Genomic DNA, 5,304 nt, shown 5'->3' on the forward strand with positions numbered 1-5,304 from the left:
CGAAGAATTTCAGGAGTCATTGTGTTGCCTTTTCAATATTTAAACCGATAAAAATTAATCGGCACGCATAGCGGCCATCTATTGTTTGATCTCGTTAATGCTGTAGGTATGCATGTCTTGATTAGCAAGCCATGCGCGCTGCCAGGCAATAATTTTGTCGAGTGTTTGGTGCAGGCGCCAGCTGGGTGACCAATGTAAATGGGTGCGAGCTTTGGAAATATCCAGTTTGAGATATTTTGCTTCATGAGGGTGGTCGCCCGCATCCAATTGCCAGCTGGCACCATTGCCCCAACTGCGTACCATTTGGTCGAGAATCCACTCAACCGGTTCAACGTCTTCATCCCGTGGGCCGAAATTCCAACCCTCTGCATGTTGCTGCCCTTGTTGACAGAGGGCTTGTGCCAACACCAGATAACCACTCAGGGGCTCCAGTACGTGTTGCCATGGGCGCGTTGCCTGTGGATTGCGAATCACTACCGGTTCTGCTTTTTCAAATGCGCGCAGGATATCGGGAATCAAGCGATCTGTGGCCCAATCACCACCGCCAATAACATTCCCCGCACGCGCAGAACCTAGCGCAGGACTGTCAGGTTTATTAAAAAAAGAATTGCGATAAGCTGACGTAATTAATTCAGCGCAGCCTTTACTATTGCTATAGGGGTCGTGACCACCCATCGCTTCGTGTTCGCGATAGCCCCATTCCCACTCGCGATTTTCATAACACTTATCGGTAGTGACATTCACAATCGCACGCAATGATGGACACAGGCGCGCAGCTTCCAATACATGCAAGGTACCCATTACATTGGTGGAATAGGTGGCCAATGGCTCGCTATAAGACAAACGCACCAGTGCTTGCGCCGCCATGTGAATAACAATATCCGGATTAAATTCCGTCATGCTTCTGGTGAGGCGATCTAGGTCGCGGATATCACCTATATCGGATTCCATTACCTTTGCAACTTCTGCAACTTCAAAGAGCGCGGGTGTCGTCGGTGGTGCAAGTGCATAACCTTTAACAACCGCCCCCATGTGCGCGAGCCATAAGCTGAGCCAACTACCTTTAAAGCCTGTATGTCCTGTTAAAAATACGCGCTTACCTTGCCAAAAGTCTGCATCAACCTGAGCTTTCACAATTACTCCCAATTTTTCCAGGGCGCTTTACCGCTTGCCCACAATTCTTCAAGGTAAGTCTTATCCCGCAGAGTATCCATTGGCTGCCAAAAACCTTCGTGTTTATAAGCCATTAATTCACCGTCTTCAGCTAATTTCATTAACGGATGTTGTTCCCATATGGTCTGATCGTTTTCGATCAGACCAACCACTTTGGGGGACAATACAAAAAACCCGCCATTGATCATAGCTCCGTCGCCTTTGGGCTTTTCTTTAAAGCTTTTTACACAATTATTTTCTATATCCAATGCACCGAAGCGACCTGGAGGAAAAGTCGCGGAAAGGGTGGCGAGTTTGCCATGGGTTAAATGGAAATCAATGGTTTTGGATATATTGATGTCGCTAACACCGTCGCCATAAGTAAAACAAAATGCAGATTCATCTTTGATGTGATCGTAGACTCTTTTCAATCGACCACCGGTCATGGAGTTGTCACCGGTATCGATCAAGGTGATTTTCCAGGGTTCAGCCCGTTGGTGATGAACGTGCATTTTGTTTTCGCTCATATCAAACGTAATATCTGACATGTGCAGAAAATAATTGGCGAAATATTCTTTTATGACATAACCCTTGTAGCCGCAGCAAATAATAAAATCATTAATACCGTGTGCTGAGTACATTTTCATAATGTGCCAGAGAATAGGTTTGCCACCTATTTCTACCATAGGTTTTGGGCGGGTGACGGTCTCTTCACTTAATCGGGTGCCTAAGCCACCAGCCAGAATAACGGCTTTCATTAATCCTCTCCCCTTAATATGTACTTATGAACTGACGAAAGCGTCAGAATAAAAATTGTTGGCTTTTAGCCCTTGGGCGACGAGCAGTCTTTTTGCGGCGTGGATCATAGTGTCGGAGCCACAGGCATAAACAACGGAATCATTTAGTTCTATATCATCGGTAATGACGGCGTCTTGCACATAACCCCGCCTACCTTCCCAATCGCTTTGTGCGCGGCTGAGGGTTGGGCGAAAAATAATATCAAGGTTGGTAAAGTCGGGTTGCCAATAAAGGTCTGCCAGATGTCTACCGCCCCAATAAACATATATATTTTTTTCCTGCACCAATTCAGCGTTGTTGGAGAATTCTTCCAGAATGCTTTTAATGGGTGCTATACCCGTTCCAGTGGCTAGAAAGATGATACTTTTTTCTGCTTTAGGATGAAAACAAAATGTGCCATGAGGGCCCTCCAAACGCAATAAATCATTGGTTTTAGCTTCGTTAAACCAGTATTGACTCATCTGGCCATTGGTTACCGCACGTACGTGTAATTCCAGTTTACTGTCGCTACGCAAGGCGTTGGCGATAGAGTAACTGCGTCGCACACCGCTCTTGGCAATCACATCAATATATTGGCCTGGTAAATAATTGAACTGATTGGTTGGTGGCAGGCGCAGAAATATTTGTATGACATCGGGTGCGAGCAAATTGAGTTGATCAATTTTGCAGGGTAGTGTTTGGGTTTTTATACTGGCAAGCAGCCCCAGGTCTTCTATATCCAATTCGATATCATTCACTGCAGTGCGGCAGCAGGTTAAAATAAAGCTGGCATTAATCTCGCTATCGTCGAGGCTTTCCTCAGCTTTTAAAATTTGTGTTTCGCCCTTTATCACTTGTGCCTTGCACGCGCCACAGCGGCCGGTGCGACAACTATGTTCAAGCACTAACCCTTGATTTTTTGCAGCATCAAGCAAACTTATTTCGGCAGTTGCTGAAAATTGTTTGTGGTTAGAGAGAGTAACTACTGCCATTGTCTTAATTCCCAAGTATATCTGATACTAATACTACACAAGCTTATTGATCAGGACTAAAAATTAATCCGCTCCTTTTCAATCACCAAAGGTCTTCTTTTACTATAGATATGAATAGATCCAAGGTATTCACCCAAGACACCTACAAAAAATAATTGAACCGAGGCAAAAAAGAAAATACCTATTACCACAGGTGCCATGCCCAAACTAAATGAATTCCAAAAAATCAGTTTCAATAAGAAATAGATGGCTGCAATAAAAATACTGATAAAAGAGAGTAGAAATCCTGCCATGGTCGCAATTCGCAATGGTACTTGAGAATGAGAAATTATTCCCAGCATGCCAATATCGTACAAGGTGAAGAAATTATTTTTGGTTATGCCGCGAACACGAACAGGTTGATCGTAAGGAATTTGATGAATGCGCAAGCCTATTTCGGCAATCAATCCACGGAAGTAAGGGTAGGGGTCATTAATGCTGCGCAGGTGATCAATCACTTCTTTATCGTACAGGCCAAATCCCGTGAAATTATCGATTAGGTCAATATTGGAAAGTCGGTTTACTGTTTTGTAATAGAGTTTACGAATGGAAAACATCACTGATGATTCTTCGCTTGATCGTTTGGTACCGACAACGGTTTGAAACCCTTCCTCCCATTTTTTAATGAACTCGGGTATCAAACTCGCAGGGTCCTGCAAGTCGGCAACAAACAAAATCACGGCATCGCCGTGGGCTTGCAGAAGACCGTGATAGGGAGAGCGAATATGGCCAAAATTTCTGCTGTTGGCGATGACTTTGACATGTTTATCGGTACTGGCGATATCACGCAAAATATCCAGTGTCTTATCCGTAGAAGCATTATCGATAAAAATATGTTCGTAAGTGTAATTATCATAGTGTGCGAACACGCCTTGAATGAGCTTCACGCACTCCTGTACATTGTCTTCTTCATTGTAACAGGGGGTAACCACACTAATGAGTTTCATGTTGTTTTCCTTTAAACACAAAAAATTTATTAAGCAAAAATGAAAGGATTGTTGTGGGAACCAGTGCGAATGCACCGGCAAGATAAGCACTGAGTTCGAACTTGATCATCAAATTGATAAATAGCAGGTTTAGGCAAAAGGTTATTGCATAAACAGCAAAAAATTTGCCAATCAGACGTTTGTCTCTTGATTGAAATACCAATCTGCCAATTGTGTGAAAGTTAAACAGTACTCCCAGGATGGTGGCGAACAATAGGGCGTAGATATAGCTCAGGCCCAAGTAAATGAGCAGGGCATATATGGAATAGCCAAACAGGGTATTTACAACCCCCACGACTAAAAACCTGATAAATTGTACTGCTAACACGCTGAATACTCCGAGCGTAATCGAAAGGCCTCCCACCAAGGGCGCCTATATTAACTGTTAAGGTAAATTCCCCAAATAAATATCAGCGCTGAGAGTGAAAATAAAGCTGACATCGTCAACCCTATATTGGCCAAGCGGATGGAACCCTGTTGTTGAAAGCGCAAAATACTGACGCCATAGAGTGCACAAAAGGTGAGGATAATTGGCACTATGTATCTAAAATCGATATTTGCTGGAAATGTCATGCGCATATAGGTCACGCCAGCCCAGAGGAAAAATCCCGACAGCAGCACTGGCGCCATCCGCTTGAAGTCTTCTTTGGCCATACGATAGAGGCCGAACAACAGATAAATAAACATCAAAACCGCGAGAAAGCTGCAGATAACTGCTGTATTCACATTTAACAGCGCGGGATATTTAAACTCGCCAAATAATCCGGTTTTACCCAGATAATTCCAGAAAAACTGACGCCCCATGCGATCATCGTAGGGGTCAGTGAAAGGTTCAGTAATGAAAATCTTCGCATCAAACCAGAAATAATTTGCTGCGGTATTGCCCACCAGGTTGGCTTGCGAGAGGCCATCGATATTGTCGATGTACAACTTGTCGCGCTTTCCCTGCATTTTCAAAATTAACCCTGGACCAACGGTGATTGCAACAGCGAGTAACATGATGAAGCAGGGGGCAATGGCCATTTTAAAATAAGTCGCCCACTGTTTGGTGGATATCATCTTATAAAGGCCAATAACTCCGAGTACAGCCACCAAAATTTCACCGTTGGCTTTGGTCAAAATAGCTGCGGCCCCCACCAGACTTGCGATCATTAAATCGCGCTTTTGGTCGTGCCGGTACCAGCGGATAACATAGTAGAGGCTTGCGGTGAACAGGAAGTAAAGTAGTGGGTCGTTACCAATCCGTACAGAGTGGATAATCGCCACCGGCCAAAATGCAAAAAGTGCCCCAATTACCCAAAGTACACTGTCATTTTTAAATGACTTGCACAAACGCATAAATAAGCCAGGCTGAGATT

At 44.1% G+C, this 5,304-nt stretch carries 6 protein-coding genes; all 6 read right to left on the bottom strand.

The annotated features are described in order from the left end of the window. Window positions 1-78 precede the first annotated feature (78 nt). Window positions 79-1,134, bottom strand: coding sequence for a CDP-glucose 4,6-dehydratase (gene rfbG, locus ACWA6V_RS05350; RefSeq protein WP_449521516.1), 1,056 nt, complete (start codon window positions 1,132-1,134; stop codon window positions 79-81). Between the two features lie 2 nt (window positions 1,135-1,136). Continuing rightward, the gene (rfbF, locus tag ACWA6V_RS05355) at window positions 1,137-1,910 is read right to left on the bottom strand and encodes a glucose-1-phosphate cytidylyltransferase (protein WP_310073929.1); all 774 of its coding nucleotides are present in this window, start codon (window positions 1,908-1,910) and stop codon (window positions 1,137-1,139) included. A 24-nt stretch (window positions 1,911-1,934) separates the two neighbouring features. Further along, complete coding sequence (locus ACWA6V_RS05360) at window positions 1,935-2,921, bottom strand: FAD-binding oxidoreductase (protein ID WP_449521517.1); 987 nt, start codon at window positions 2,919-2,921, stop codon at window positions 1,935-1,937. Between the two features lie 56 nt (window positions 2,922-2,977). Continuing rightward, complete coding sequence (locus tag ACWA6V_RS05365; RefSeq protein ID WP_449521518.1) at window positions 2,978-3,907, bottom strand: glycosyltransferase family 2 protein; 930 nt, start codon at window positions 3,905-3,907, stop codon at window positions 2,978-2,980. Continuing rightward, the gene (locus ACWA6V_RS05370) at window positions 3,894-4,310 is read right to left on the bottom strand and encodes a GtrA family protein (RefSeq protein WP_449521519.1); all 417 of its coding nucleotides are present in this window, start codon (window positions 4,308-4,310) and stop codon (window positions 3,894-3,896) included. The genes ACWA6V_RS05365 and ACWA6V_RS05370 overlap by 14 nt, the downstream gene beginning before the upstream one ends. A gap of 14 nt (window positions 4,311-4,324) precedes the next feature. Then, window positions 4,325-5,304, bottom strand: a 980-nt coding sequence (locus tag ACWA6V_RS05375) for a hypothetical protein (RefSeq protein WP_449521520.1), incomplete at its 5' end; no start/stop codon positions are given.

The organism is Cellvibrio sp. (genome assembly GCF_053579595.1).

Coding starts and splice junctions, on each gene's coding strand:
- rfbF (WP_310073929.1), bottom strand. CDS start 1,910: ATGAAAGCCGTTATTCTGGCTGGTGGCTTAGGCACCCGATTAAGTGAA.
- ACWA6V_RS05360 (WP_449521517.1), bottom strand. CDS start 2,921: ATGGCAGTAGTTACTCTCTCTAACCACAAACAATTTTCAGCAACTGCC.
- ACWA6V_RS05365 (WP_449521518.1), bottom strand. CDS start 3,907: ATGAAACTCATTAGTGTGGTTACCCCCTGTTACAATGAAGAAGACAAT.